Annotated in this window: 22 protein-coding genes and 1 pseudogene; 13 read left to right on the top strand and 10 right to left on the bottom strand. The window is 72.3% G+C overall.

From position 1 onward, the window contains the following. Positions 1–174 precede the first annotated feature (174 nt). Positions 175–864: a M23 family metallopeptidase gene (locus ACH4D5_RS16060; protein ID WP_398302541.1), complete on the top strand. Its 690-nt coding sequence runs from the start codon at positions 175–177 to the stop codon at positions 862–864. 45 nt (positions 865–909) lie between these two features. Here the strand turns inward: ACH4D5_RS16060 and ACH4D5_RS16065 are convergent, their stop codons facing one another. Further along, positions 910–1,524 (bottom strand): TetR/AcrR family transcriptional regulator, encoded by a 615-nt coding sequence (locus ACH4D5_RS16065; protein WP_398302542.1) that lies wholly within the window; start codon positions 1,522–1,524, stop codon positions 910–912. A 145-nt stretch (positions 1,525–1,669) separates the two neighbouring features. Between ACH4D5_RS16065 and ACH4D5_RS16070 the strand changes: the two genes are divergently transcribed. The 3 genes from ACH4D5_RS16070 to ACH4D5_RS16080 all read left to right on the top strand — a co-directional run bounded on the left by ACH4D5_RS16070 (position 1,670) and on the right by ACH4D5_RS16080 (position 5,430). After that, entirely contained in the window at positions 1,670–3,295 is a 1,626-nt protein-coding gene (locus ACH4D5_RS16070; protein WP_398302544.1) for an MDR family MFS transporter, read from the top strand. A 211-nt stretch (positions 3,296–3,506) separates the two neighbouring features. Then, positions 3,507–4,355, top strand: coding sequence for a class I SAM-dependent methyltransferase (locus ACH4D5_RS16075; protein WP_398302546.1), 849 nt, complete (start codon positions 3,507–3,509; stop codon positions 4,353–4,355). Between the two features lie 124 nt (positions 4,356–4,479). Further along, positions 4,480–5,430 carry an LLM class flavin-dependent oxidoreductase gene (locus tag ACH4D5_RS16080; RefSeq protein ID WP_398302548.1) on the top strand — a complete coding sequence of 317 codons (951 nt, stop codon included), beginning with the start codon at positions 4,480–4,482 and terminating at the stop codon, positions 5,428–5,430. A 7-nt stretch (positions 5,431–5,437) separates the two neighbouring features. Here ACH4D5_RS16080 and cseC read toward each other — a convergent pair whose 3' ends face one another. The 5 genes from cseC to ACH4D5_RS16105 form a co-directional block, all read right to left on the bottom strand. After that, complete coding sequence (gene cseC, locus ACH4D5_RS16085; protein ID WP_398302550.1) at positions 5,438–6,811, bottom strand: two-component system sensor histidine kinase CseC; 1,374 nt, start codon at positions 6,809–6,811, stop codon at positions 5,438–5,440. Between the two features lie 61 nt (positions 6,812–6,872). After that, complete coding sequence (cseB, locus tag ACH4D5_RS16090; RefSeq protein ID WP_362997150.1) at positions 6,873–7,586, bottom strand: two-component system response regulator CseB; 714 nt, start codon at positions 7,584–7,586, stop codon at positions 6,873–6,875. A gap of 64 nt (positions 7,587–7,650) precedes the next feature. Further along, on the bottom strand, positions 7,651–8,256 hold the full coding sequence (locus tag ACH4D5_RS16095) for a hypothetical protein (protein ID WP_398302552.1): 606 nt from the start codon (positions 8,254–8,256) through the stop codon (positions 7,651–7,653). A gap of 29 nt (positions 8,257–8,285) precedes the next feature. Further along, the gene (locus ACH4D5_RS16100; RefSeq protein WP_362997146.1) at positions 8,286–8,834 is read right to left on the bottom strand and encodes a SigE family RNA polymerase sigma factor; all 549 of its coding nucleotides are present in this window, start codon (positions 8,832–8,834) and stop codon (positions 8,286–8,288) included. 194 nt (positions 8,835–9,028) lie between these two features. Next, positions 9,029–10,006 (bottom strand): A/G-specific adenine glycosylase, encoded by a 978-nt coding sequence (locus ACH4D5_RS16105; RefSeq protein WP_398302554.1) that lies wholly within the window; start codon positions 10,004–10,006, stop codon positions 9,029–9,031. Between the two features lie 229 nt (positions 10,007–10,235). Between ACH4D5_RS16105 and ACH4D5_RS16110 the strand changes: the two genes are divergently transcribed. Next, positions 10,236–11,948, top strand: a complete 1,713-nt coding sequence (locus tag ACH4D5_RS16110; protein WP_398302556.1) for a sensor histidine kinase — start codon at positions 10,236–10,238, stop codon at positions 11,946–11,948. Between the two features lie 77 nt (positions 11,949–12,025). Beyond that, on the top strand, positions 12,026–12,658 hold the full coding sequence (locus tag ACH4D5_RS16115) for a response regulator (RefSeq protein WP_398302654.1): 633 nt from the start codon (positions 12,026–12,028) through the stop codon (positions 12,656–12,658). A gap of 237 nt (positions 12,659–12,895) precedes the next feature. Here ACH4D5_RS16115 and ACH4D5_RS16120 read toward each other — a convergent pair. Beyond that, positions 12,896–13,513, bottom strand: a pseudogene (locus ACH4D5_RS16120) (phosphatase PAP2 family protein); the annotation flags it as partial. A gap of 173 nt (positions 13,514–13,686) precedes the next feature. On the opposite strand from ACH4D5_RS16120, the gene ACH4D5_RS16125 reads away from it, so the two are divergent. Continuing rightward, positions 13,687–14,520: a hypothetical protein gene (locus tag ACH4D5_RS16125; RefSeq protein ID WP_398302558.1), complete on the top strand. Its 834-nt coding sequence runs from the start codon at positions 13,687–13,689 to the stop codon at positions 14,518–14,520. 44 nt (positions 14,521–14,564) lie between these two features. Here the strand turns inward: ACH4D5_RS16125 and disA are convergent, their stop codons facing one another. Together disA and radA are read right to left on the bottom strand one after the other, a co-directional pair. Further along, a complete protein-coding gene (disA, locus tag ACH4D5_RS16130; RefSeq protein ID WP_362997138.1) occupies positions 14,565–15,689 on the bottom strand; it encodes a DNA integrity scanning diadenylate cyclase DisA in 1,125 nt (374 codons plus the stop codon). A 124-nt stretch (positions 15,690–15,813) separates the two neighbouring features. Beyond that, the gene (gene radA, locus ACH4D5_RS16135; protein WP_398302560.1) at positions 15,814–17,223 is read right to left on the bottom strand and encodes a DNA repair protein RadA; all 1,410 of its coding nucleotides are present in this window, start codon (positions 17,221–17,223) and stop codon (positions 15,814–15,816) included. A 198-nt stretch (positions 17,224–17,421) separates the two neighbouring features. On the opposite strand from radA, the gene ACH4D5_RS16140 reads away from it, so the two are divergent. Continuing rightward, positions 17,422–19,200 carry a hypothetical protein gene (locus ACH4D5_RS16140; RefSeq protein ID WP_398302562.1) on the top strand — a complete coding sequence of 593 codons (1,779 nt, stop codon included), beginning with the start codon at positions 17,422–17,424 and terminating at the stop codon, positions 19,198–19,200. A 2-nt stretch (positions 19,201–19,202) separates the two neighbouring features. Here the strand turns inward: ACH4D5_RS16140 and ACH4D5_RS16145 are convergent, their stop codons facing one another. Further along, a complete protein-coding gene (locus ACH4D5_RS16145) occupies positions 19,203–20,081 on the bottom strand; it encodes a hypothetical protein (protein ID WP_398302564.1) in 879 nt (292 codons plus the stop codon). 71 nt (positions 20,082–20,152) lie between these two features. On the opposite strand from ACH4D5_RS16145, the gene ACH4D5_RS16150 reads away from it, so the two are divergent. The 5 genes from ACH4D5_RS16150 to ACH4D5_RS16170 all read left to right on the top strand — a co-directional run bounded on the left by ACH4D5_RS16150 (position 20,153) and on the right by ACH4D5_RS16170 (position 25,116). Continuing rightward, the gene (locus tag ACH4D5_RS16150) at positions 20,153–21,085 is read left to right on the top strand and encodes a Ppx/GppA family phosphatase (RefSeq protein WP_398302566.1); all 933 of its coding nucleotides are present in this window, start codon (positions 20,153–20,155) and stop codon (positions 21,083–21,085) included. Between the two features lie 78 nt (positions 21,086–21,163). Beyond that, positions 21,164–21,988 (top strand): sugar phosphate isomerase/epimerase family protein, encoded by an 825-nt coding sequence (locus ACH4D5_RS16155; protein WP_398302568.1) that lies wholly within the window; start codon positions 21,164–21,166, stop codon positions 21,986–21,988. Beyond that, on the top strand, positions 21,985–22,617 hold the full coding sequence (locus tag ACH4D5_RS16160) for a TetR family transcriptional regulator (protein WP_398302570.1): 633 nt from the start codon (positions 21,985–21,987) through the stop codon (positions 22,615–22,617). Before ACH4D5_RS16155 ends, ACH4D5_RS16160 begins: the two co-directional genes overlap by 4 nt. 193 nt (positions 22,618–22,810) lie before the next feature. Further along, positions 22,811–24,664 carry a dihydroxy-acid dehydratase gene (gene ilvD / locus ACH4D5_RS16165; protein ID WP_398302572.1) on the top strand — a complete coding sequence of 618 codons (1,854 nt, stop codon included), beginning with the start codon at positions 22,811–22,813 and terminating at the stop codon, positions 24,662–24,664. A gap of 143 nt (positions 24,665–24,807) precedes the next feature. Next, entirely contained in the window at positions 24,808–25,116 is a 309-nt protein-coding gene (locus ACH4D5_RS16170) for an SH3 domain-containing protein (protein ID WP_398302656.1), read from the top strand. Positions 25,117–25,173 lie beyond the last annotated feature (57 nt).

The following is a 25,173-nucleotide window of genomic DNA, read 5'->3' on the forward strand; positions in this document are numbered from 1 at the left end:
GCTACGGCTTTACGTAGTAGATGGGCCCTTTGTGCCCCGGCCGGGGTGGGGGTTACCAAGGGATGGCCGACCCGGCGAAGCGCGGTCTGCGGGTGACTCGCCCGCTTCCCGCCTGCCGGGTCCACTCATGCCCCCCTCAGTCGGCCCAGCCGTCACACTCCGGAGGACATCCTCATGCTCAAGCGCACCAAGTCCCACCGTCCCGGCCCGTCGATGTTCCGTACGCGTGCGGCCGTCATCGCCGTCGGCCTCGGAGCCTCGGCGGCCCTCGGGGCCGGGGTCTCGGTCGCCGCCGCTGGGGACGCCAAGAGCGGCGCGCTGCCCGGCGTCGCCGTGAACTCCGTCCAGGCGCAGGCCGCCGCCCAGGCCAAGGCCGCCGAGAAGGCGCAGCAGGCGCAGGCGAAGAAGGCCGCCGACGCGAAGAAGGCCGCGGCCGCGAAGGCCGCCGCCTGGGTCGACCCGGTGAACAACTACACGCTCTCCGCCAGCTTCGGCCTCGGCGGCAGCATGTGGTCCCACAAGCACTCGGGCCAGGACTTCGCCGTGCCGGTCGGCACCGCGGTCGAGTCCGTGCACGGCGGCACCGTCGTCAAGGCCGGACCGAACGGCGCCGGTGACGGCCCCGCGTACGGCAACGCCGTCGTGATCAAGCACAGCAACGGCACGTACTCCCAGTACGCGCACCTCTCGCAGATCGACGTCCGGGTGGGCCAGAACGTCGGCACCGGCCAGCGCATCGCCCTCTCCGGCAACACCGGCAACTCCAGCGGTCCGCACCTGCACTTCGAGATCCGTACGACCCCGAACTACGGCTCGGCCGTCGACCCCGTCGCCTTCCTCGGCTCGGTGGGCGTGAAGGTCTGACGAAGACCTGACGATGGACTGACCCGCCCCAGCCGCTGGGCGTGACTACGCGCCCGTGTGGGCCCGCGTCACCAGATCGATGGCGACCTCCAGGATGGCCTTGCGCTTCTCCTCGGGGTCGCCTTCGACGTCCTTGAGCACGAACATCCCGCCGTGCATGGTGAACAGCGCGCTGAAGCAGCGCACCTGGTCGGCCATCGGCGCGTCCGGGTCCTTGAGGATCTCGTAGAGCCCCAGCATGCGGTCCTTGAAGCTCTCGCCCGTCTTCAGGTCGCGCATCGTCGCCTGGTTCTCCTGCATGAAGCGGAAGAGCGGCGCCGCGTCGACGAGGATCTCGTTGTACCGGCGCAGGGTCGTCTTCTTGGTCTCCAGGGAGACCGGCCGCGGCTGCTCGTGACCCCATGCGATCAGCTCGTCGATGGGCCGCGTGACGTCATCGAAGATGCTGGTCAGGATGTCTTCCTTGGTCTTGAAGTGGTAGTACAGCGCCGCCTTCGTGACCTCCAGACGCTCCGAGATCTCGCGGAGTGACGTCTTCTCGTAGCCCTGCTCGGCGAAGAGTTCGAGGGCCACGTCCTGGATGCGCTGACGGGTGTTCCCGCGGCGCTGCTGCTTGCCCGTGCCTGTGCCCGTGCCCATCGGGGTGCTCCTCGGCTTCATGCCAATAACTTACTTGACGCCCGGCTAGTAGGGGGTCTACCTTCCCTCAGTGTAGTCAACTAGCCGGGCGGCAAGTAAGGGCCCGGTGCGATTCCGGGAAGTCCGGGATGTGCGGCGAGCACGGGACGTGCGGGGAGTGGGGAACATGGCGGAGAAGACCATCGAGAAAGCCGGGCGGGCGGCCGGCCCGGGGACACAGGAGACGGCCCCGCCACCCACCGGCACCGGTACGGCGGGGGCCGGGACCGGCAAGGCCGAACCGCAGCCGCGCAGCGTGCGCGTCGTGCTGTTCGCCCTGATGATCACCATGCTGCTCGCGATGCTCGACAACATGATCGTGGGCCCCGCGATGCCGACGATCGTCGGCGACCTCGGCGGCATGGAACACCTGTCGTGGGTCGTCACCGCCTACACCCTGGCCACCGCCGCCTCCACCCCCATCTGGGGCAAGCTCGGCGACATGTACGGGCGCAAGGGCTCCTTCCTCACCGCCATAGTCATCTTCCTCGCCGGGTCCGTGCTGAGCGGCATGGCGCAGGACATGGGCCAGCTCATCGGCTTCCGGGCCGTCCAGGGGCTCGGCGCGGGCGGTCTGATGGTCGGCGTCATGGCGATCATCGGCGACCTCGTGCCGCCGCGGGACCGCGGCAAGTACATGGGCATGATGACCGGCGTCATGGCGGTCGCGATGATCGGCGGTCCGCTGGTCGGCGGCTCCATCACCGACCACCTCGGCTGGCGCTGGGCGTTCTACATCAACCTGCCGCTCGGCGCCGTCGCCCTCGCCATGGTCACCAGCGTCCTGCACCTGCCGAAGAAGAAGGCGGAGGGGCGCATCGACTATCTCGGCGCGGCCCTGCTCACCGTCGGCATCAGCGCGCTCGTGCTCGTCACCACCTGGGGCGGTACGGAGTACGCCTGGGACTCGGCCGTGATCATGGAGCTCATCGGCATCGGCGTCGCCTCGCTGATCGGCTTCCTCTTCGTACAGAAGAAGGCCGCCGAACCGATCCTGCCGCTCCACATCTTCGCCAACCGCAACTTCTCGCTGATGGCCGTCATCGGCTTCATCACCGGCTTCGTGATGTTCGGCGCGATGCTGTTCCTGCCGCTGTTCCAGCAGTCGGTGCAGGGCGCGTCGGCGACCAACTCCGGTCTGCTGCTCCTGCCGATGCTGCTCTCGATGATGGCCGTCTCGATGGTCGCGGGCCGCGTCACCACCGCCACCGGCAAGTACCGCCTCTTCCCGATCGTCGGCACCGTCCTGATGGTCGCCGGCTTCTACCTGCTCGCGCAGATGGACACCGGCACCTCGCGCCTCACCTCAGGCCTCTACATGGCCGTGCTCGGCGCCGGCATGGGCTTCCTGATGCAGGTCACCATGCTGGTCGCGCAGAACAGCGTCGAGATGAAGGACATGGGCGTCGCCTCGTCCTCGGCCACGCTGTTCCGTACGCTCGGCTCCTCCTTCGGCGTCGCGATCATGGGCGCGCTCTTCAACAACCGCGTCCAGGACGTCATGGACGACCGCGCGGGAGCCCTCGGCGGCAAGGTCACCGAGACCTCGGCGCAGCTGGACGCGGCGAGCCTCGCCAAGCTGCCGGAGGCCGTCCAGGACGCCTACCAGCACGCGGTGTCGTCCGGCACGCACTCGGCCTTCCTGCTGGGCGCCGCCATCAGCGTCGTGGCGCTGCTCGCGTCGTTCTTCGTGAAGGAGATCCCGCTGCGGGGTTCCGGCCCCGAGGACAGGCCGGCCGTGAGCGCGGAGTAGCCCTCGACCAGCCGCGGACGTCGACGGCAGACACAGAGCGGCCCCCCGGCGCATCGCGCGCCGGGGGGCCGTCGGCACTCCATCGGGAGCATTCTCCCGACCTGCGAGGCAAGGGCTGCCCGCGGCGGTGCCCGGCAGCGATACGTTGCCGGGCAGCAATGCCGTGAAAGGAACAAGGATGACATCGCAGGGCAAAGGCGCCACGGGAGATGTGCGAACGGACGAAGACGCCTACAGCGCCGCGTTCGACCTGTTCCTCGCCGGAACGGACCAGAAGACCCGCACCCAGGAGTACCTCGCCCAAGTGGCCGGCCGACTGGCCACGCGAAGGGTGTTCCTGGACGTGGGCCCGGCCGAGGGCACCATCACCCGGCACATCGGCCGGCTCTTCGAACGTACGGTGTGCATCGAGCCGAGCCGGCCCATGCGTGACGCACTCGCCCGTACGTGCCCCGACGCCCGCGTGCTGGCCGAACCGGTGCTGGAGGCGGACCCCGGCGTCACCGTCGACCTGGCCCTCCTTTCCCACGTGCTCTATTACGTCCCCCGCCCGCAGTGGACGGCCGCCGTGCTGCGCGTCATGGGCTGGATCGCCCCGGGCGGTCTGCTCCTGGTGCTCATGGAGAAGTCGGACAGCAGCTGCATGCGCATGGTGCGGCACTTCACCGGCAGCCGTTTCGACCTGCGCGAGCTCGCGGACGAACTCGCCACCGCTCCGCCCGGCCTGGTCGGGGACGTCCGGCTGGACACCGTCCCCGCCCGGTACCGAACCCAGGACCTGAACGAGGCCGTCACCGTTGCCGACTTCCACCTGGGCGTCCCCTCGACCGCGCCCGGCGGAGACGCGCCACCGAGCCGCAAGGCGCTGGAGGACTACGTACAGGCTCACTTCCTCGACCCCGACGGCGGCTACACCATCAGCAACGATCAGCACGCGCTGCGCGTCGAACGCCTGCGGGACAGCCGGGACAGCCGGGACAGCCGGGACAGCCGGGACAGCCGGGACAGCCGGGACAGCACCGGAGCGGGGCCCGGCGGGCGCACACCGCCGATCGGGTGACGCGGCGCGGGCGGTACCTCGCCCGGCATTCAAGGGGAGCCGCCGATGTTCCCGCAGGTCAGAAGGGTACGCAGGGGGTGGTGGCCCCGAGCGGAGACCGGACGCGGGACCTACCGTGAGGGGCATGGGACCTGAACTATGGGCGACCGTGCAGGCGATGCCCGGCGTACACGAGGCCCCGGAGCTGGAGGCGGCCGGCTGGGACGGGCTCACCTTCGGGGACTCCCAGTGCCTGATGGGAGACCCCTACGTCGCCCTGACCGCGGCAGCCCTGGAGACCAGCCGCATCCGTCTGGGAGTCGGCGTCACCAATCCCTGGACGCGGCACCCCGCAGTGACCGCCGCAGCCGTCATGTCCGCGCACATGGAGTCCGGGCGGCGCGTGGCGCTCGGCATCGGCCGGGGAGACAGCTCCCTGAGCCGGCTGGGCCTCGCCCCCGTCCCCCTTCCGCAGCTCATTTCGTACACCACGGCCGTGCAGACCTACCTCCGAGGCGGCCAGGTGCCCGTGACCACGGCACGCCGTGGGGCGCCGCAGGTCTTCCAGGACCGGCTGGTGCCGCTCCCGGACGACAGCCGTCTCACGTGGCTCGCCGGCGTCCCCGAGGGCTCGGCGCCGGAGGTGTTCCTCGTCGCCTCCGGCCCGCGGACCATCCGGGCCGCGGCCTCGACGGCCGACGTGACGGCCCTGTCCGTGGGAGCCGACCGCGACCGGCTGCGTGAGGCGGCCGAGACCGCCCGCGAGACGCGGGCCGACGTGCGGCTGGCCGCTTTCGTCCATGTCGTCGTCGATGACGACATCGACAGGGCCCGCGCCATGGCGATCAAGGGCATCACCCGTTTCGCCCGTTTCTCGCACCGCGGCTCGTCGGAACCGGATCCGCGGTTCCTCGACTCCTTCGCCGTCCTGGGACCGGCCGACTACTGCCGGGACCGGCTTCTCGAACTCGCCGACATCGGTCTCGAACGCTTCCACGTCGTCACCGGCTGCTCCGGGGAGTACCGGAAACGCTCGTACCGGGCGTTCATCCGGCAGGTCGCCCCCGCCCTGCGGGAGCACCGCCGCGTCCGATGAGACGGACTCAGAGGTTGTCCGGCAGCTTGAGCACCGGATAGCTCCCCGTGTTCGTCGGCGCGTGCTCCGGCAGCCACAGCACGGCGACCGCGCCCTCGGCCGGCACGTCGGGCGCCGCACCCGCGGGCCGTACGTTGCGGAAGGTGAGCCGCGCGCCGAGCACCCGCGCCTGGCCCGCCGCGATCGTCAGACCGAGACCGTGCCCGTGGCCCGCCCGGTCGGCGCTGCCCGTGCGGAAGCGGCTCGGTCCCTCGTCCAGGAGCGCCTCGGGGAAGCCGGGCCCGTGGTCGCGCACCCGGACCACGCGGCCCTCGACGCTGACCTCGATGGGCGGCTTGCCGTGCTTGGTGGCGTTGGCGACGAGGTTGCCGAGGATGCGCTCCAGGCGGCGCGGGTCGGTGGTGACCTCCGACTCGTGCACGACGGTCACCGTCACGTCCGTGGTCAGGATCGACATGCGCCGGGTCACGAACTCGCCGAGGGTGATGTCCTGCAGCTCGGCCCGCTCGGCGGCGGAGTCCAGGCGCGCCACTTCGAGGACGTCCTCGACGAGCGTGCGCATCGCCTGCGCGCGGTCCTTGACCAGCTCGCTCGGCCGGCCCGGCGGCAGCAGCTCGGCGGCCGTGAGCAGCCCGGTCACCGGCGTGCGCAGCTCGTGCGCGATGTCGGCAGTCACCCGGCGCTCGGCCTCAAGGCGCTGCTTGAGCGCGTCGGCCATGGCGTCCACGGCGCTCGCCACGTCGTCGGTCTCGTCCCTCACGACACCGCCGATCGCCTCGCGGACGCTCACGTCCGAGTGCCCCTGGGCGACCTCGCTCGCCGCCGTCGCGGCCTTGCGCAGCCGCCGCGACAGCTGCCCGCCGATCAGCACGCCCAGCGCGCAGCCGCCGAAGACGACCGCGATGGAACCGATGACCAGGGCCTGGTCGAGGTCCTTCATGACGGTGGCGCTGCGGTCGGTGAAGCGGGAGTGCAGCGAGAGGACGTGCCCGTCGGCGAGCGGCACGGCGGCCCAGATGTCGGGCACGCCGTCGGTCTTCTCCTCGACGAAGGTGGCGCGGCGGCCCTTCAGGACCTTCTGCCGCAGCTCCTCGGGCAGCTCGGGGTCGTCGACCTTCGTGCCGAACTGGAGCGTCTGCCGCTGGGACGCGGAGGAGTAGAGCCGCAGGGCGAACTGGATGCGCTCGTCCTGCACGTCGCGCGCGTTGTCGAGCATCGAGACCCGCGCGGCGTTGTGCACGACCAGGCTCAGGGCGATCGCGACCAGCGCGCCGACCAGCGCGATCGCCGCGGCGATCTTCCAGCGCACGCCGGTGCGCAGGTGCACGCCGGAGCGGAACCTCTCGCGCACGCGCTCGACGGCCCTGCGCCCCCCGTTCATATACGTCGTCCTCTGGGTGCTGTGAGAGCTGATGAGGCTCCCGTGGATGTCCTGATCGTGTTCACGCCTTGAGCTTGTAACCGAAGCCGCGGACCGTCTCGATGCGGTCCTGTCCCACCTTCGTGCGCAGCCGCTGCACGTGGACGTCGACGACGCGGGTGTCGCCGCCCCAGCCGTAGTCCCACACCCGCTCCAGGAGCTTGTCGCGGGAGAGGACCGTGCCGGGCGCGGACGAGAACTCCAGGAGCAGCCGCATCTCGGTCGGCGTCAGTGCCACGGGCGCACCGCCCCTGCGCACCTCCATGCCGACCGTGTCGATCTCCAGATCGCCGAAGTTCAGCACCCCGCCGTCCGCCGCGGAGCTCTCCTCCTGGCCGGACGACGCCGAGCCGTGCCCGCCGGCGTGCCCGAAGCGGCGCAGGACGGCGCGGATGCGGGCGACCAGGACGGCGCCGTCGAACGGCTTGGTCACGTAGTCGTCGGCGCCCGCCTCCAGGCCGAGCACGACGTCGATGGAGTCGGCGCGCGCCGACAGCATGATCACCGGGACCGTCGACTCGTCACGGATGCGGCGGCACAGCGAGACGCCGTCCAGGCCCGGCACCATCACGTCGAGCAGCGCGATGTCCGGCTGGTCGGCGCGGAACGCCTCCAGGCCCGCGAGGCCGTCCGGCATGGCGGTGACCGCGAAACCGTCGCGCTCCAGGGCCAGCTGGGTGGCCTCGCGGATGACGTCGTCGTCCTCGACGAACAGGACGTGGGTCTGCTCTGCCATCGGGTGCTCTCAGTCCTTTTCGCTGCGTCTTTGCGTCTTCGCTACGTCTGTGCGTCGGTCGGGATCAGCCCGCGGTCGCCGGCTCGGACGGCTCCCCGTCCACCGCGTTGCCGAAGTCGTTGCGGGTACGCCCCGACTCCGTGAAGCGGTTCGCGGACCAGCGGTACGTGATCACTTCCTCGCCGGAGGGGTAGGCCACCGAATCGCCCGACTCGTACAGCTGCTTCGTCACGACCAGGTCGCCCCGGTCGATCTCGGCGTAGACGGAGGCCGGCTCCTCGGCCTTGAAGACATTCTCGTACCGACCGCCTTCGGCGCGATACACGTAACTGCCGATGCCCACCGCGTCGCCGCACGTCAGCACGTTCACGACCACGTCGGAGGCGGTTCCTCCGGTCAGGTTCCCGTACGACACGTCGACCGGGTACGCCTTCCCGACGCACGGCTTCAGGTCCCGCTTGATCGCCGGGCTGACCTTCGGGTCCTCCTTGACGAGCCGGACCGCGTCGATCTTCTTCGTCGGTACGGAGGCCGAGGCCGAAGGGGACGGTGCCGTGGACACCACGGGCTCGCTGCGGGCCGGGCCCTCGTCGCGCGCGCCGGATCCGCCCGTCGAACAGGCGGAGAGCAAAAGGCCGACGGCGGCGACCGCGGCCGTCGCCGCGCTCACCGCCTTCACGCTTCTCGTGACCCGAGGGCCTAGGCCGCGCAACTCTCCCGCTCCTCACGTTCGAGCGCGCTGGCGACCAGCTCTTCGCGGTCCCGGCTCTCCAGCTCCTGCCGGAGCCGGGCGAGCGCCCGGTGCAGCGTGCTCTTGACCGTTCCGGCCGACATACCGAGGGCGGCGGCCGTCTCCTCTGTGGACATCTGCTCCCAGTGTCGCAGCACGACCACGCTGCGCTGCTTGGGTGCGAGCACCTTCATGATGTCCATCAGCAGCGCGCGGTCCGCGTGCTGCTCGGTGGAGTCTTCCACGCTCGCGTCGGGCAGCTGCTCGGTGGGCACTTCCTCCAGCTTGCGGGCGCGCCACCACTCCGTACGCGTATTGATCATGACGCGGCGCAGATAGGCGTCCGCCAGCCGCTTGTCGGCTATGCCGTCCCAGCGGCCGTACGTCCGCACGAGCGCGGTCTGCAGCAGGTCCTGGGCGTCCACGGGGTCCGGAACCAGGCGCCGGGCACTGCGCAGCAGGGCGTCCTGCCGAGTGCGGACGTACTCTTCGAACTCGAGCACCTCGCCGTGCGCCATACCAAACCGCCTCCGTTCCATCCCCATTGCCGACCGCCGTCCCTGCTGTGCGGTACGGGTATGAAGTTACGGAGGCGTTGTCACGGGGTTGTGCGGAGCAGCCAGCGGCGGACGCACGGCTGTACGTCGGTTGTGTAACAGACGAAAGACTTGGGCGAATACCTACGATTTGCAGGGCACCCGGCGCCTGCACCTCAGGTCAGCGGGAGCCGGTACCTGCCGCCGGGCAGCGGCTCGACGAGGCCGTCCGCGACGAGACCGTCCAGCGCACGGGCCCGCTGCACGGGCTCGTCCCACACCCGGTCCAGCGCCGCCTGCGGCACAGGTGTCACAGCCTCGCGGAGCACGGCGAGCAGCTTGCCCCGCACCTGCCGGTCCGTCCCCGCGTACGTCTGACCGCGACGGGCGGGCCCCTCGTGCGCGGGCTTCCCCGCGAGACGCCAGGCGCACTGCGCGGCGATCGGGCACGCCCCGCAGTTCTCGTTCTTCGCCGTGCAGACCAGGGCGCCCAGCTCCATGGAGGCCGCCGCCCAGCGGGACGCGGTGCGCTCGTCCTCGGGCAGCAGGGCGCGGGCGAGCTTGCGCTCGGCGGCGGTCGTCGCGTTCGGCGGGTACTGCACGCCGGTCACGGCCCGCGCGAAGACACGGCGCACGTTCGTGTCGAGCACCGCGTGGCGCTGCCCGTACGCGAACGAGGCGACCGCGGCCGCGGTGTACTCCCCGATGCCGGGCAGCGCGAGCAGCTGCGCGTGCTGCGTGGGTACGTCGCCGTTGTGCCGCTCCGTTATGGCGAGGGCCGCGCCGTGCAACCGCAGGGCGCGGCGCGGATAACCGAGCCGCCCCCAGGCGCGCACGGCCTCACCGGGCGGCTCCTTGGCGAGGTCGGCGGGGCGGGGCCAGCGGGCCAGCCACCGCTCGTACACGGGCAGGACACGGCTGACCGGCGTCTGCTGGAGCATGAACTCGCTGACCATCACGCCCCACGGGCCGGCGTCCGCACGACGCCACGGCAGGTCGCGGGCGTGCGTGTCGAACCACGCGATGACGGGGCTGTGCAGGGTCTCACCCGCGGGCTCGGCAGCGCCCGCGGGGGCGTTGGCGAGGCCCGCGGGGGTGTGCCCGCTGAGGGGACTGTCGGAACTGTTCGGCATGGGCTTCGTGGGCGCAGTCATGGCACACCCGATCCTGCCACGGGCACGCCGGGGCGCGGGCCAACCGCGCGGTTCGCCTCGACGGTTTCCCGGGGGCGGGGGTATCGGGTGGGGCCGGATGGGCTCCCGGGCGCCGGGGAGGGGCGGGTGGACGACCGGCCCGGGCCGCGGGAGTTCGGCCGGTGGGAGGAGCGCGCACCTGACGATCGGCAGGGGTGCCGTGGCGTGGGGGGACAGTAGCGTCGGGGGAGTGGAGAGACGTACACGGAGCGCGCTGTTGTGGGTGGCGCTGGCCGCTCCCGTCGTGTCGGTCGACCGGCTGGGCCTGAATGAACCCCGTTCCGCCGCGGAGCAGCTGGCCGGCCTCGCCGTCCTCGCCGGCGCCGTCGCCGTCTCCCGGACGCGTCCCCTCCTCGCCTTCCTCCTCGCGGCCGCCCTCGGCCTGGTCACCGCCCCGTCCCTCTTCACCCTCTCCTTCGGCCCGGCCCTCGCCGTCTTCGTCCTGCTCCTCGGCCGCCGCGCGGACCACGCCCGCCCGGCCCTGCTCGCCTTCGCCGGTATCGCCGTCGTCGGCACCGTGAAAATCGCCGCACGCGACGTCGACCCGGTCGTCGAGTGGCTCGTGCTCATGGGGACGCTGCTGTTCGGCGCCGTCTTCCCCTGGCTCGCGGGCCGCTACTGGCGGCAGGGCCGCGAGCTGGCCGCCGCGGGGTGGGCCCGCGCCGACCAGCTGGAGCGCGAGCAGCGGATCGTCGCGGACCGCGCCCGGCTGCGCGAACGGGCCCGTATCGCCCAGGACATGCACGACTCGCTGGGCCACGAGCTGAGCCTGATCGCCGTACGGGCCGGCGCCCTCCAGGTCGCCCCCGACCTGCCCGCACCGCACCGCGCGGCCGCCGCCGACCTCCGCGCGGCCGCCTCACAGGCCACGGACCGGCTGCACGCCATCATCGGCCTGCTCCGTGACGAGGACGACGAGCAGGCGCCGCTGGCCCCGGCGGGCGAGAGCGTCGCGGCACTCGTCGCGCGCGCCGCCGAGTCGGGGCTGGACATCACGTACGTGGACGGGGAGGACGAGGGGGAGGGCGAGGCGCCGGGTGCCCCGGCTCGGCACGAGGTGACCGACGACACGGTCGAGCGCACGGTCCACCGTGTCGTCCAGGAGGCGCTCACCAACGCGGCGAAGCACGCGCCGGGCGCGCCTGTCACTGTCGTGGTGGCGCGCGGCAACACCGCTGAGACGGCCACCGCGACGACGGCTACCGCTGAGACGTCCACCGCGAAGACGGCCATCGCGAAGACGGCCGCCGTGACGACGGTCACCGTCACCAATGGACGCCCCGGTACGGGAAGTTCACGCGCCCCCGGCAAGCTCTCCGGCGGCGGCTCCGGCCTGCGCGCCCTGCGCACCCGCGTCACGGACCTGGGCGGCACGCTCGACGCGGGCCCCCACGGCGACGGCTTCCGGGTCGTCGCCCGCCTCCCGGCCGGGGGAAGCGCCCCCGTACCGCCGCCGCCCCCGCCGGGCGGCCGCCTCGCGCACGCCCGGCACCGCACCGCCCTGGCCTTCGGCATCGCCGTCACCACGGGCGTGCTGCTCATCGGCGGAACCTTCGCCTGGTACGCGTACTCACGCACGCACTCCGTCCTCGACCCCGCCGACTACGCACGCCTGCGCATCGGCGAGACCCGCGCCGATGCCGACCGCGTCCTGCCGGACCGGACCGTCGCCGACCCGCCGCTGGAGCGCGCGCCCACCCCGCCGCCCGCCGGCGCCGACTGCGCGTACTACCGGGCGAGCGATGAACTCTTCACCTCCGTGACGCACTTCAGGCTCTGCTTCGCCGAGAGCGGCCGCCTCGTGGACAAGGCCGTCATCCCCACGGCGAGCGAGGCAGACACAGACACAGACCGAGACCCAGACCCAGACACAGGCATAGAGGAAAAGGAGCAGGTGCGGTGAATGAGGAGCGAGCGTCGGACGGGGCCCCCGGGACCGTGGCGGGCCCCATCCGCGTCCTGCTGGCCGACGACGAGGCCATGATCCGCGCGGGCGTGGCCGCCATCCTCGCCGCGGGCCGGGGCATCGAGGTCGTCGCGGAGGCCGGCGACGGGCGCGAGGCCGTGTCCCTCGCGCAGGCCCACCGCCCCGACGTGGCGCTGCTCGACATCCGCATGCCGCGCCTGGACGGCCTCGCCGCGGGGGAGGAGATCGTCCGGACGGTGCCCGGCACGGCGGTCGCGATGCTGACGACGTTCTCCGAGGACGCGTACATCGCGCGCGCCCTGAGCGGCGGCGCCACCGGCTTCCTGCTGAAGTCCGGCGATCCGCACGAACTCATCGCGGGCGTACGGGCGGTGGCGGGCGGCGCCGCCTTCCTCTCGCCCAAGGTCGCCCGGCACGTCATCGACGGCTTCGGCGCCCGGCGCATGGGCCGCGGCGCCACCGCCCGCGCCAGGACCGAGGCCCTCACCCCGCGCGAGCGCGAGGTGCTCGGCCTGGTCGGCGCGGGCCTGTCCAACCCGGAGATCGCGGCCCGGCTGCACCTCGTCGAGGGCACGGTCAAGGCGTACGTGAGCGCGGTCCTCGACCGGCTCGGGGTCAAGAACCGCGTCCAGGCGGCGATCGTCGCGTACGAAGCGGGGCTCGCCCCCGAGACCGGGGTGAGCTGAGCGTTAGCGGGGCCGGGTGTCGTCCCGGCGGAACGTCATGGTCGGCGAGTCGTACGCGGCCGGGTCGTAAGGAGCGGCCTCGTGCGGGGCGGGCTCGTGAACGGCCGGGTCGTACGGGGCCTGGTCGTACGGGGCCGTGTTCTGGTGGTGAGCCGGGTACGCCGCCGGGTCATAGGCCCTCGGGTTCGGCACCGGAGCGTGTGCGCCGGCGGGGGCCGGGACGGAAGCGGCACGGGCGTGGGCGGGGCGCGCGGGGCCCGGCCCGGCGAACCACTGCACGATCCCCGTGGACGACCCGCGCATCGCGAGCGTGACCCGCGCCACCGGCCGCGTGGTGATCCGTACGAGGACGAACACGATCACCGCGCCGAAGACGAGCCCCACCGCCACGTCGTGCGGGTAGTGCACACCCACGAACACCCGCGAGAACGCCATGAGCACGGCCATCGGCACGGTCAGCGCGGCGATGCGCGGCCAGGCGAGCGCGAGGCCGATGGCGGCGGCGCCCGCGATCGCCGAGTGGTTGCTGGGGAAGGACCAGTCGCCGTGCGGCGGGCACTCGACGAGCGGTTTCAGCGCCCCTGACACCGCCCGGCAGGGACGCTCCTCCTCTATCCCGGACTTGAGCAACTCGCTGCACACGTACGCCACCGCCGTGGCGAGCGGAGCGAGCACCGCGACCGCGAGCGCGCGGGGATCACCGTGCCTGGCCCGCCACCAGGCGACGATGAAGAGCACCCCGAAGAGCAGCAGGCCGAGCTCCGTCCACACCTCCGCGAGGTGCTGGAACCACGACGGCGTGTCGTGGGCGAAGTCGGTGATGTCGCGGTAGAGATCGTCCGTCATGGTGTCCATGATTACGGACGGTACGGGTGACGCCGAATCGTCACATCCGGCGATCGTCCCGTCACACCCCTGACGATGGTCAGGGGGGCCGGGGACGGTCCCGGGATGATGATCCGCAAACTTTGTCGTTCAAGGCGGCGGGTGGGGCGGGAGAAGCAGCGGATCTCTCGTAAGGTTTGGGCGTGGGATCTCTGCGCAATCCGGTCGGGCCGCTTCCCTCCACCATCTACTGGCGTCGGAGGGCCGTTCTGCTGTCCGTACTCGGCCTTCTGCTGCTCCTTGTCGTATGGGTCATCACCTCAGGTGGTGGCGGCGGCAAGAACAACGCCGACGGGCCTGGCGGCAACGGACCCGCCACGTCCATCACGCCGGGACCCACCGGGTCCGGGCCCGCGATCAGTGAACACCCGGGCGGGCGGGACGAGTCGGGCGACGGCTCCGGCTCCGGCTCGGGCGGTTCCGGTGGCGGTTCCGGCGGCTCGGGCTCCGGCTCGGGTGGTTCGGGCGGCTCCGGCGGCTCCGGCGGCTCGGAGGACTCCGGTGGCGGCGGTTCCGACGACGGCGCCAAGGGCGGCGGCGGTTCGGGCGACCGCCTCCCTGCCGGTACGCGGCTGCCCAACTGCACCAGCGGCGCCGTGAAGTTGAAGCTGCGCAGCGTCCAGAACACGTACGCCATCGACGAGAAGCCGAAGTTCGAGCTGATCGCCGAGAACAGCGGCGGCAAGGCCTGCAAGGTCGATCTGGGCGGCAAGGGAACGGTCCTGACGATCACTCAGGCCGAGGACGACGACGAGTTCTGGTCGTCGGCGGACTGCCCCGGCGGCAGCGGCAGCCTGCTGCTGCGCGTGCCGGCGGACGGGCGGATCACGCACGCGGTCCAGTGGGACCGGCGGCCCAGCGCCCCGCGCTGCGCGACGCCTCCGGCGGGCTCGGCGAAGCCGGGCACGTACCTGGTCGAGGCGAAGACCCCGGGCCTGGGCACGGCACGGGCCTCGTTCGTCCTGGAGAAGGACTGACTGTCGGCGTATAGCGCCTGTCCAGCCTGTCCATCGGACAGGCGCTATACGTAGCGCTCCAGGATCGACGACTCGGCCAGGCGCGACAGCCCCTCGCGCACGCTGCGCGCCCGCGCCTCGCCGACGCCGTCCACCGTCTGGAGGTCGTCCACGCTCGCGGCGAGCAGCTTCTGCAGGCCGCCGAAGTGCTCCACGAGCCGGTCGATGATCGCTCCGGGGAGCCGGGGGACCTTGGCGAGGAGGCGGAAGCCGCGCGGGGACACCGCGGAGTCCAGGGCCTCGGGGGAGCCGGTGTAGCCCAGGGCGCGGGCGACGGTGGGCAGTTCGAGGAGCTCCGCGTGCGTGAGGGAGTCCAGCTCCGCGAGCGCCTCGTCCACCGTGCGGGAGCGCTTGGCGGTGGGCTCGGGGACGTAATCCCGGACGACGAGCTCGCGCTCGGGCTCGACGCCCGCGATCAACTCGTCAAGCTGGAGGGCGAGAAGGCGCCCGTCCGTGCCGAGCTCCACCACGTACTCGGCGATCTCCGTGGCGATGCGGCGCACCATTTCGAGGCGCTGGGCGACGGCGGTGACGTCCCGGACCGTCACCAGGTCCTCGATCTCCAGGGCGGAGAGCGTGCCCGCGACCTCGTCGAGGCGGAGCTTGTACCGCTCCAGGGTGGCGAGCGCCTGGTTCGCGCGGGAGAGGATCGCCGCCGAGTCCTCCAGGACGCGGCGCTGCCCGTCCACATAGAGCGCGATGAGCCGCATCGACTGGGAGACCGACACGACGGGGAAGCCGACCTGCTTGCTCACCCGGTCCGCGGTGCGGTGCCGCGTGCCCGTCTCCTCCGTGGGGATCGTCGGGTCCGGCACCAGCTGCACGCCCGCGCGCAGGATTTTGGTGATGTCCTTGTCGAGGACGATGCCGCCGTCGAGCTTGCACAGCTCGCGCAGCCGCGTCGCGGTGAACTCGACGTCCAGGATGAAGCCGCCGGTGCACATCGACTCGACGGTCTTGTCCCAGCCGAGGACGATCAGACCGCCGGTGTTGCCCCGGAGGATGCGCTCCAGGCCGTCGCGGAGCGCCTGGCCGGGTGCGACGGCGCTCAGGGAGGCGCGCATCAGCCCATCGGCAGCGGAGCTGCCGCCGGACTTGCCGGGGTTCGCTGCCCGGTCGTTGGCTGCCACTGCACTCCCTCGGTCGCAGGTTGTCCAAGCCTCTGCCGCGAGCTTGCTCCGTGCGGAGCGCACGCCTTGCCCCGCACGGAGCGGACACCTTGCTTCGTACGGATGGGCGAGACCAGGGCAAAGTCTACCGGCGCTCTTCCTCCTCCCGTGGGGCCTCTCGGCGACGGGATCTCGGAAGGACACGGAGGGCGTCCCCCATGTCGGCGACTTCGATGACCTTCATACCGGCGGGAACCCTGCCGGGGTCGGACGGCACGAGGGCGTGGGTGAAGCCCAGGCGGTGGGCCTCGGCCAGTCTGCGCTGGACGCCCGTGACCCGTCTGACCTCGCCCGCCAGGCCGACCTCGCCGATCGCGACGAGGTTCTTCGGCAGCGGGGTGTCGCTGGCCGCGCTGGCCAGGGCGAGGGCGACGGCGAGGTCCGCGGCGGGCTCGGAGAGCTTCACGCCGCCGACCGTCGCGCTGTAGATGTCGCGCTTGCCGAGGGCCGTGATGCGGCCGCGCTGCTCGAGGACGGCCAGCATCATCGAGACGCGGGAGGTCTCCAGGCCGGAGGTGGTGCGCCGGGGGCTGGGGATCTGCGAGTCGACCGTGAGCGCCTGGACCTCGGCGACCAGGGGGCGGCGGCCTTCGAGGGTGACGGTCAGGCAGGTGCCGGGGACGGGCTCGGCGCGGCGGGTGAGGAAGAGGCCGCTGGGGTCGGCGAGGCCGGTGATGCCCTCGTCGTGGAGCTCGAAGCAGCCGACCTCGTCCGTCGTCCCGTACCGGTTCTTGACGCCTCGCACGAGGCGCAGGCGGGCGTGCCGGTCGCCCTCGAACTGCAGGACCACGTCGACGAGATGCTCCAGGAGGCGGGGGCCCGCGATCGCGCCGTCCTTGGTGACGTGGCCGACCAGGAGCGTGGACATGCCGCGCTCCTTGGAGGCGCGGATCAGCGCGCCCGCGACCTCGCGGACCTGCGCCATGCCGCCGGGCGCCCCGTCGATCTCGGGCGAGGCGACCGTCTGGACCGAGTCGAGGACGAGGAGCGAGGGCTTGACCGCGTCCAAGTGGCCGAGGACGGCGGACAGGTCGGTCTCCGCCGCCAGATACAGATGGTCGTCGATCGCGCCGATGCGGTCGGCGCGCAGCCGGACCTGGCTCGCGGACTCCTCGCCGGTCACATAGAGCGTGCGGTGCGCCTCGCTGGCCGCCTTCGCCGAGACGTCGAGGAGCAGCGTGGACTTGCCGACGCCCGGCTCGCCCGCGAGCAGCACCACGGCGCCGGGGACCAGGCCGCCGCCGAGCACGCGGTCCAGCTCGGGCACGCCGGTGGAGCGGGCGGTGGCCTGGCGGCCGTCGACCTCGCCGATCGGGACGGCGGAGGAGGTGACCCGGCCGGGGGCGGTGGTGCGGACCGCGGGCGCGCCGTACTCCTCGACCGTGCCCCAGGCCTGGCACTCCGGGCAGCGGCCGAGCCACTTGGCCGTCTGCCAGCCGCACTCGGTGCAGCGGTAGGACGGCCGGTCCTTGGTGGATTTCGTACGGGCAGCCATGGTCGGAACCGTAGCCGAGCCCACTGACATCGCCGCCCCGGCAGCGGACTCCGGCCACTCCGGCCGTGGGTCGAGGCGGCCCCGTCCACGGAATCCGGGGTTCCTGTCCCCTTTTGAGGGATCTGTTCACCCGTAAGGGTTAAATGTGCCGGAGAGGGCAGAAGGGACCTGCATCATCCGCCTAACTTCGCACGGGTGATGAGCAGCAGGCCGGAAACTCCCACGAACGCAACCGGCGCACACCGGGCGCACCGTGTCGCGCGCAAGCGCGTGGTGCCACGCCCGGCGCCCCGGGCCACCCCGTCCGCGCGCTACGAACCGTGTCTGGACGGCCTGTTCACGTACTGCCTGTCCGTGCTCTGCGACCACGACGCGGCGACCGCGGCGCTGGGGGACGTGCTCCACCACGCCGAGCGCCGCGGCGCCCGCGGCCCCGAGGCGGAGGGCGACCTCAGGGCCTGGCTCTACGCCCTCGCGCGCTGGGTCTGCCTGCGCCGGCTGGCCGAGGCCAAGCGCAGCCGCGAGGGACGGCACGCACACGGCGGGGACCAGTCCCCGAAAAAGCCGACGCAATCCCCGAAAGAGCCGACGCGACCGGCGGAGCAGCCGTCGCCACGGCAGGAGACCGAGCCGTCGCGGGAAACCGAGCCGTCGCAGGAGACCGCGCGGCAGCGGCGCGGGGAACTGGCCAAGCTGGCCTGGCCGGAGGCCGCGGGCACCACCCCCGAGCAGCGCGAGGCCCTGGAGCTGGCCGTGCGCCACCGGCTCACCCCCGCCGAGGTCGCCGCCGTCCTCGGCATGGACCTCACCAAGGCCCGCGGCCTGCTCGCCTCCGCCGCCTGCGAGGTGGAGCGCACCCGCGCCGCACTCGCCGTCGTGGAGACCGGCAGCTGCCCCATCGTGGCCCGCATCACCGGCGACAACCAGCTGCTGCTCGGCACCGCCCTGCGCCGCGAGCTCGTCCGGCACGTCGACGACTGCCCGCGCTGCCGCCGCACCGCCGAGCGCGCCGGCGCGAGCGCCTGGCCGGGCACAGCCGTCAGCCCGGCCGCGCTCCCCATCGTCGAGGCGCCCCGAGCCGCCCTCCACATGGCGATGGCGCACGTCCCACGCGCGCGTGGCGGCGGCCCCCGTTACGACAGGCGCGGCTTTCCGATGGACCCCAAGGACCACGCCGCCCGCCGCGACCGCCTCCGCGCGCGTGCCGTCACGACGACCGTCGTCGCCACCGTGGTGGCCGCCCCGGTGCTCGCGCTCTGGGCCGCCTACCGAGGAGCGCCGCTCACCGGCGAGGGCCACGACGGCCGTTCGGTCAGCGCGAGCGAGGGCGGCCCCGGCAGCGGCCACGCCCGCGACGACTACGAGAACGCGGGCAACGCCCGCAAGGGCCCCCAACCTCGATTCTCCGCTGACAGCCGTTCGTCCGACGTCTCCGTAGAGGTCATCGGCGGCGGATCCAAGTCCCGCTCGTCGACCGGCCCCGGCCGCCTCACCGTCGAGGCCAGGCCGAGCGGCGACACCACCCTCATCACGCTGACGGCGTCCGGCGGTTCACCGGTCCACTGGTCGGCGAGCGAAAGCGCGTCCTGGCTCTATCTGAGCCGCTCGTCGGGGACGCTCGCGCCGGGGGAGTCGGTCACGGTCCAGGTGTACGTCGATCACACCCGCGAGCCGTCGGGGCACTGGAGCGCGCGGGTCGCCATCGCGCCCTCCGGCGCGATCATCTCGATCGACGGCCACGGAGACGGGCGTCCGCCGGGCCGTCCCGGTCCGGGCCCGCGGCCCACGCACCCCGGCCCCTCCGTCCCGGGACCGTCCTACCCCGGCCCGTCGGATCCGGGCCCCTCCGACCCGGGCCCGTCCGACCCCGACCCCACACCGACCCCCACGGACCCGACGCCCACACCGTCCGAGCCCGGCCCGGGCGACTCGTCACCGCCTCCCGGCGACGGCAGCGGCGAGCCGGGCACGAGCTGATCTCAAGAGGACTCGGGGTCCGCCGGATGCGGTGCCAGGAGCGGCAGTTGCGAGGCCAGCCGCTCCTCGCACAGCTCCACGAGCCGGTCGTACCCCGCCTTGCCCATCAGCTCGATCAGCTCCGGGCGGTAGGAGACGTACACCGGGTCGCCCGCGCCGTGCGCCGACGTCGCCGACGTGCACCACCAGTGCAGATCGTGGCCGCCGGGGCCCCAGCCCCGCCGGTCGTACTCACCGATCGACACCTGGAGGACGCGGGTGTCGTCGGGCCGGTCGATCCACTCGTACGTCCTGCGCACCGGCAGCTGCCAGCAGACGTCCGGCTTCGTCTCCAGCGGCTCGCGGCCCTCCCGCAGCGCCAGGATGTGCAGCGAGCAGCCGGCGCCGCCCGCGAAGCCGGGGCGGTTCTGGAAGATGCACGAGCCGTTGTACGGACGGGTCTGGCGGTCGCCGTCCTCGTCCGTGGCGACCCAGCCGGTCTCCCGGCCCACGTCGTGGTGCTGCCAGATGTCGGGCGTGAGCCGGTCGACGTACTCCGCCACCCGCTTCTCGTCGTCATCGTCCGAGAAGTGGGCACCCAGCGTGCAGCAGCCGTCGTCCGCGCGGCCCGCCTGAATGCCCTGACAGCCGCTGCCGAAGATGCAGTTCCAGCGAGAGGTCAGCCATGTCAGATCGCAACGGAAAAGCTGCTCGTCGTCCGCGGGATCAGGGAACTCCACCCAGGCGCGGGCGAAGTCAAGACCCTTCTCGTCCGGAGCGGCCTTCTTGGTCTTTGCCGGCTTCCCGGACTTTCCCACCTTCTCGTTCTTCTCCGGCCTGCCCACCTTCTCGGCCTTCGCCGACTTCGATTTGTCGGCCTTCGTCTTTTTCGTCTTTGGCACGTCTCCAGGGTATGCGGGCAGTGGACCGCCCGAGGCCAGACGATCGGCCCGCGCGGCGTAGCGTTCCTTATATGAGACTCGGTGTCCTCGACGTGGGGTCGAACACGGTGCATCTGCTCGTGGTCGACGCCCACCCCGGTGCGTGCCCGCTGCCCGCACACTCGCACAAGGCCGATCTGCGCCTCGCCCAACTCCTCGACCCCGCCGGGGCCATCGGGGCGGACGGCGTCGACCGGCTGGTCGCCGTCGTCCGCGAGGCGATGGAGGCCGCGGAGGACAAGGGCGTCGAGGAAGTGCTGCCGTTCGCCACCTCCGCGGTGCGCGACGCGACCAACGCCGACGCGGTCCTCGCCCGCGTCACGGAGGAGACCGGGGTCGACCTCCAGGTCCTGTCCGGCGAGGAGGAGGCCCGGCTGACCTTCCTGGCCGCCCGGCGCTGGTTCGGCTGGTCCGCGGGCAAGCTGCTCGTCCTCGACATCGGCGGCGGCTCCCTGGAGATCGCGTACGGCATGGACGAGGAGCCGGACGCCGCGACGAGCCTGCCGCTCGGCGCGGGCCGCCTCACCGCCGCCTGGCTGCCCGCGGACCCGCCGGACCCCTCCGACGTGAAGGCGCTGCGGCGGCACGTGCGCGCGCAGATCGCCCGCACGGTGGGGGAGTTCGCCCGCTTCGGCACCCCCGACCACATCGTGGCGACGTCGAAGACGTTCAAGCAGCTCGCCCGGCTGACGGGGGCCGCCCGCTCGGCGGAGGGCCCCTACGTACAGCGCGAGCTGAAGCGGAAGTCCCTGGAGGAGTGGGTGCCGCAGCTCGCCGCGATGACCACGCGCGAGCGCGCGGAACTGCCCGGCGTCTCCGAGGGGCGGGCCGGCCAGCTGCTCGCGGGGGCGCTCGTCGCGGAGGGCGCGATGGACCTCTTCGGGGTCGAGGCGCTGGAGATCTGCCCGTGGGCCCTGCGCGAGGGCGTGATCCTGCGCAGGCTCGACCACCTGCCGCCGTCGTGAGCGGGCGCGATGCGCTCTGACCAGGGCGACGGGAGGCCACCTCCCCCGCGCCAGGACGGGGCCCGTACGCTGTTCCTCGTGGCAGAACCAGTGGTGCGCATCCCGGATGCGAAGGTCGCCCTGTCGACGGCCTCGGTCTATCCGGAGTCGACGGCGACGGCCTTCGAGATCGCCGCGCGCCTGGGCTACGACGGCGTCGAGGTCATGGTCTGGACCGACCCGGTCAGCCAGGACATAGAGGCGCTGCGCAGACTGAGCGACTACCACCAGATCCCGATCCTCGCCGTCCACGCGCCCTGTCTCCTCATCACCCAGCGCGTCTGGTCCACGGACCCGTGGGTCAAGCTGCAGCGCGCGAAGGCCGCCGCGGAGAAGCTCGACGCCTCGACCGTCGTCGTGCACCCGCCCTTCCGCTGGCAGCGGCAGTACGCCCGCGACTTCGTCGACGGAATCTGGCGGATGGCCGACGAGACGGACGTGCGGTTCGCCGTCGAGAACATGTACCCCTGGCGCTACCGCGACCGCGAGATGCTCGCGTACGCCCCCGACTGGGACGTCACCAAGGACGACTACCGCCACTTCACCGTCGACCTCTCGCACACCGCGACCGCCCGCACGGACGCGATGGAGATGATCGACCGCATGGGCGACCGGCTCGGCCACGTCCACCTCGCCGACGGCAAGGGCTCCGCCAAGGACGAGCACCTCGTCCCCGGCCGCGGCACGCAGCCCTGCGCCGAGCTCCTGGAGCGCCTGGCGGTCAGCGGCTTCGACGGGCACGTCGTCATCGAGGTCAACACGCGGCGCGCGATGTCCAGCGCCGAGCGCGAGGCGGACCTCGCCGAGGCCCTCGCCTTCACCCGGCTGCACCTGGCCTCCGCGGTGCAGGTGCCCCGCTCATGACCCCCGGCGCGCCGTCGGAGGCGACCGCCCCGCGCCGCCGGGGACGCCCGTCCCGTACGCAGTCGGAGAACGGCCCCGCGACGCGCGACCAGATCCTGCGGGCCGCCCGCGAGGAGTTCTCCGCACGCGGGTACGAGAAGGCGTCCGTGCGCGGCATCGCCAAGGCCGCCGGGGTCGACCCGGCGCTCGTGCACCACTACTTCGGCACGAAGGAACAGGTCTTCGAGGCCGCTGTCACCGTCGCCTTCGCGCCCGCGCTGGAAGCGCCTGCCGCCATCGAGGAGGGCCCGCTCGACGGGGTCGGCGAGCGCCTGACCCGGTTCGTCCTCGGCATCTGGGAGAACCCCGCGACGCGCGCCCCGCTGCTCGCCATCGTGCGCTCCGCGGTGAACAACGAAACCGCCGCATCGATCTTCCGCCGCCTCGTCGCCACCCAGCTCCTCGAACGGATCGCGCGCCGTCTGGAGCTGCCCGACGCTGAGCTGCGGGCCGAGCTCGCCGCCGCGCAGCTGGTGGGCGTCGCCATGCTGCGGTACGTGATCCAGGTCGAGCCGCTGGCCTCGGCGGACGTGGAGCAGCTCGTGGCGCGGCTGGCTCCGGTGGTGCAGGGGCATCTGACGGGGGCGTGAGAGGGCGGCCGGGCGGGAGAGGGCCGAGCGTGAGACGGCCGAGCGTGAGACGGCCGTCCCGCCATCCGGACACTCTGTCCGGATCGTGGAGCCGCGGCGTACGCTCGACATCAGTCTTGTCCCTCCGTATATCGCCGGGATCCCTGCCGCACATCGCCGGAGTCCCCGCCATTCTTTGAAGGAGCGAGCGACCATGCCCGAGCTCAGGTCCCGCACAGTCACCCACGGCCGCAACATGGCGGGCGCCCGCGCCCTTATGCGCGCCTCCGGTGTACCCGGGGCCGACATCGGGCGGAAGCCGATCATCGCGGTGGCCAACTCCTTCACGGAGTTCGTGCCCGGCCACACCCACCTGCAGCCGGTCGGCCGCATCGTCTCCGACGCGATCCGCGAGGCCGGCGGCATCCCGCGCGAGTTCAACACCATCGCGGTGGACGACGGCATCGCGATGGGCCACGGCGGAATGCTGTACTCCCTGCCGTCCCGCGACCTCATCGCGGACTCCGTGGAGTACATGGTGGAGGCCCACTGCGCCGACGCCCTGATCTGCATCTCCAACTGCGACAAGATCACCCCCGGCATGCTGATGGCCGCCCTGCGCCTCGACATCCCGACGGTCTTCGTCTCCGGCGGCCCGATGGAGGCCGGCAAGGCCACCCTCGTCGACGGCACGGTCCGCAAGCTCGACCTGGTCAACGCGATCAGCGACGCCGTGGACGAAAGCATCTCGGACGAGGACATCCTCCGCATCGAGGAGAACGCCTGCCCGACCTGCGGCTCCTGTTCCGGCATGTTCACCGCCAACTCGATGAACTGCCTGACCGAGGCCATCGGCCTCTCCCTGCCGGGCAACGGCTCGGTCCTCGCCACGCACACCGCCCGCAAGGCGCTGTACGAGCGGGCCGGACAGACGGTCGTCGACATCACCAAGCGGTACTACGACGGCGACGACGCCTCCGTCCTGCCGCGCTCGATCGCCACGCACGCCGCCTTCGAGAACGCCATGGCCCTCGACATCGCCATGGGCGGCTCGACGAACACGATCCTGCACCTGCTGGCCGCCGCCCAGGAGGCCGGCGTCGACTACGACCTGACCGACATCGACGCCGTCTCGCGCCGCGTCCCGTGCCTGGCCAAGGTCGCTCCGAACGTCGCGGGCGACACGACGTACTACATGGAGGACGTGCACCGCGCCGGCGGCATCCCCGCGCTCCTCGGCGAGCTGTACCGCGGCGGCCTCCTCAACGAGGACGTCCACACCGTCCACTCGCCCTCCATCAAGGAGTGGCTGGACGCCTGGGACATCCGCTCCGGCTCCGCGTCCGCCGAGGCCGTCGAGCTGTGGCACGCGGCGCCCGGCTGCCGCCGCTCCGCCGAGGCGTTCTCGCAGTCCGAGCGCTGGGACACCCTCGACACGGACGCCGCGGGCGGCTGCATCCGCGACGTCGCCCACGCGTACTCGAAGGACGGCGGCCTCGGCGTCCTGAAGGGCAACATCGCCGTCGACGGCTGCGTCGTGAAGACCGCCGGTGTCGACGAGTCGATCTGGACCTTCGAAGGCCCCGCGGTCGTCTGCGACTCGCAGGAAGAGGCCGTCGAGAAGATCCTCAACAAGGCCGTGCAGCCGGGCGACGTGGTCGTCATCCGCTACGAGGGCCCCAAGGGCGGCCCCGGCATGCAGGAGATGCTCTACCCCACCTCCTTCCTGAAGGGCCGCGGCCTCGGCAAGGTCTGCGCCCTGGTCACCGACGGCCGCTTCTCCGGCGGTACGTCGGGTCTGTCGATCGGCCACGCGTCGCCGGAGGCGGCGGCCGGCGGCACGATCGCGCTCGTCGAGGACGGCGACCGCATCCGCATCGACATCCCCGGCCGTTCGATCGAGCTCCTCGTCCCGGACGAGGAGCTGGCCGCCCGCCGCGAGGCCCTCGGCGGTGTGTACGAGCCGAAGGGCCGCGAGCGCAAGGTGTCCGCCGCCCTGCGCGCGTACGCGGCGATGGCGACGAGCGCCGACAAGGGCGCGGTCCGGGACGTGTCGAAGCTCGGCTGACGCGGACGGCTGGTTCGCCGGGTCGCCGGTTCGCCGGTGCACGGAAACCTTTTGGGGCGCGGGCGCGTCCTTGGTGTGGAGAACACGCCAGGGGCGGCCCGCGCCGCCGTTTACGGGGGGAGAGCACAGTGAGCGAGAACGTGATGGTGCCGGAAGTGACCGCCGAGCCGGCCGAGGCAATCGAGCCGGCCGAGGCCGTGGAAGCCACCGCCACGCGGACGTACGCCATCGCCGCGGACGTCAACGTCCGCTCCGGCCCCGGCACTTCGTACGGCAAGGTCGGCCGGCTCCGCGCGGGCACCCGCGTCACCATCGCCTGCCAGAAGCCCGGCGAGACGGTCACGGGCCCGACCGGCACGTCGAACCTGTGGGACCGGATCGGCAGCGGCCGCTACGTCTCGGACACGTACGTCCGCACGGGCAGCGACGGGTACGTGGCGCCGCGCTGCTGAGCGCCGCACGGGTGGTGCGGCCGCCGGAGTCCGCGCGGTTCCCGGAGCCCCGGGAGC

The sequence above is a fragment of the Streptomyces sp. NPDC018029 genome (assembly GCF_044327655.1).
GTDB lineage: Bacteria > Actinomycetota > Actinomycetes > Streptomycetales > Streptomycetaceae > Streptomyces.

What these genes read in the sequence shown, in the direction of transcription:
- ACH4D5_RS16115 (WP_398302654.1), top strand. Translation starts at nt 12,026, where the DNA reads ATGATCCGCGCGGGCGTGGCCGCCATCCTCGCCGCGGGCCGGGGCATC.
- ACH4D5_RS16065 (WP_398302542.1), bottom strand. Translation starts at nt 1,524, where the DNA reads ATGAAGCCGAGGAGCACCCCGATGGGCACGGGCACAGGCACGGGCAAG.
- ACH4D5_RS16170 (WP_398302656.1), top strand. Translation starts at nt 24,808, where the DNA reads ATGGTGCCGGAAGTGACCGCCGAGCCGGCCGAGGCAATCGAGCCGGCC.
- ACH4D5_RS16160 (WP_398302570.1), top strand. Translation starts at nt 21,985, where the DNA reads ATGACCCCCGGCGCGCCGTCGGAGGCGACCGCCCCGCGCCGCCGGGGA.
- ACH4D5_RS16060 (WP_398302541.1), top strand. Translation starts at nt 175, where the DNA reads ATGCTCAAGCGCACCAAGTCCCACCGTCCCGGCCCGTCGATGTTCCGT.
- cseB (WP_362997150.1), bottom strand. Translation starts at nt 7,586, where the DNA reads ATGGCAGAGCAGACCCACGTCCTGTTCGTCGAGGACGACGACGTCATC.
- cseC (WP_398302550.1), bottom strand. Translation starts at nt 6,811, where the DNA reads ATGAACGGGGGGCGCAGGGCCGTCGAGCGCGTGCGCGAGAGGTTCCGC.
- radA (WP_398302560.1), bottom strand. Translation starts at nt 17,223, where the DNA reads ATGGCTGCCCGTACGAAATCCACCAAGGACCGGCCGTCCTACCGCTGC.
- ilvD (WP_398302572.1), top strand. Translation starts at nt 22,811, where the DNA reads ATGCCCGAGCTCAGGTCCCGCACAGTCACCCACGGCCGCAACATGGCG.
- ACH4D5_RS16100 (WP_362997146.1), bottom strand. Translation starts at nt 8,834, where the DNA reads ATGGCGCACGGCGAGGTGCTCGAGTTCGAAGAGTACGTCCGCACTCGG.
- ACH4D5_RS16105 (WP_398302554.1), bottom strand. Translation starts at nt 10,006, where the DNA reads ATGACTGCGCCCACGAAGCCCATGCCGAACAGTTCCGACAGTCCCCTC.
- ACH4D5_RS16080 (WP_398302548.1), top strand. Translation starts at nt 4,480, where the DNA reads ATGGGACCTGAACTATGGGCGACCGTGCAGGCGATGCCCGGCGTACAC.
- ACH4D5_RS16070 (WP_398302544.1), top strand. Translation starts at nt 1,670, where the DNA reads ATGGCGGAGAAGACCATCGAGAAAGCCGGGCGGGCGGCCGGCCCGGGG.
- ACH4D5_RS16150 (WP_398302566.1), top strand. Translation starts at nt 20,153, where the DNA reads ATGAGACTCGGTGTCCTCGACGTGGGGTCGAACACGGTGCATCTGCTC.
- ACH4D5_RS16140 (WP_398302562.1), top strand. Translation starts at nt 17,422, where the DNA reads ATGAGCAGCAGGCCGGAAACTCCCACGAACGCAACCGGCGCACACCGG.